The sequence below is a fragment of the Gilliamella sp. Nev5-1 genome (assembly GCF_001690895.1).
Classification (GTDB): domain Bacteria; phylum Pseudomonadota; class Gammaproteobacteria; order Enterobacterales; family Orbaceae; genus Gilliamella; species Gilliamella apicola_C.
In genome coordinates this window covers 1-1,187 of the sequence record NZ_LZHO01000024.1, presented here as the reverse complement: position 1 = coordinate 1,187, position 1,187 = coordinate 1, and the positions used below count along the sequence as shown (strand labels likewise).

1 pseudogene is annotated in these 1,187 nt (G+C 38.2%); it reads right to left on the bottom strand.

Annotation, left to right across the window (positions count from 1 at the left end):
* Positions 1-40: 40 nt before the first annotated feature.
* A pseudogene (locus tag A9G41_RS03540) lies at positions 41-1,125 on the bottom strand (IS3 family transposase).
* Positions 1,126-1,187 lie beyond the last annotated feature (62 nt).

The following is a 1,187-nucleotide window of genomic DNA, read 5'->3' as shown; positions in this document are numbered from 1 at the left end:
TGTAAATACCCCAAACTTAGTACACAACTCACGTAGAAAATTAAGCTGCCTGTTTTAATGTTTTATATTCGAGCGGTGTCATGTTATTTAATGCCTCATGCGGTCTTTCGGTGTTATAAATCGTTAACCATTCTTCGGTTATTCTCCTTGCTTGTGCTAAGTTGTTAAAAAGATATAAATCGAGTACTTCAGTACGATAGGTACGATTAAATCGTTCAATATAACCATTTTCATAAGGGCTACCGGGCTGGATATAATCAATGGCTATATCATGTGATTTAGCCCAGTTTATAAAGGTTTTTCCTGTAAATTCTGGTCCATTATCGACGCGTATTTTTAATGGATACCCATGATATTCGGCCAGTTTATCTAAGTAACGGGTAATCCTTCCTGCCAGTAAGCTTACTGCAATATCAATACCTAACGCCTTACGATTAAAGTCATCGATAACATTGAATGTCCTAAAGCGACGTTGATTACAGCGACTATCACTCATAAAATCCATTGACCAACATTCACCTTGTTTATTGGGGGCTAATAACCTTTCCGGGCATCGTGGAGGAATGCGTTTTTTACGCTTTACCCTGAGATTAAGCTTTAATTCACAATACACCCGATATACCCGTTTATGATTCCATTGATAGCCGAGCTTTCTGATACGATTAAAACATTTAGGAAAGCCCCAGCGTAAATGCCGGTCTGTGATAGCATTCAACACCGAAACAATCACCGAATCATCCTGTAACTTAGCTTGATAATAGTAAGCACAACGGCTTAAACCAACAATGGCACAACTCATAGCAATAGTAACTGAATGATTTTGTTGTAGTTGCTGTGCCCACGTTTTACGTGCCCCTGTTGGCACTAAAGCTTTTTTATGATATCTTCCTGAAGCTGAGATTTTAAACTGAGCTCAGCAAACATCTGTTTAAGTTTACGGTTTTCCGCCTCCAGCTCCTTTAAACGTTTGATGTCTGAAATTTCCATACCACCGTATTTATCACGCCATTTATAGAAAGTTGAATTACCCATGCCCTATTTACGACAGAGCTCCTTGACAGGAATACCCGCTTCAGCTTCTTTTAAAATAGCGACGATTTGATGTTCAGTCATTTTTTTCATCATTGAATCCTCTTTTACTTTTATCATAGAGAATTTCCTACTTTTTGGCTGTACTATTTTAGGGG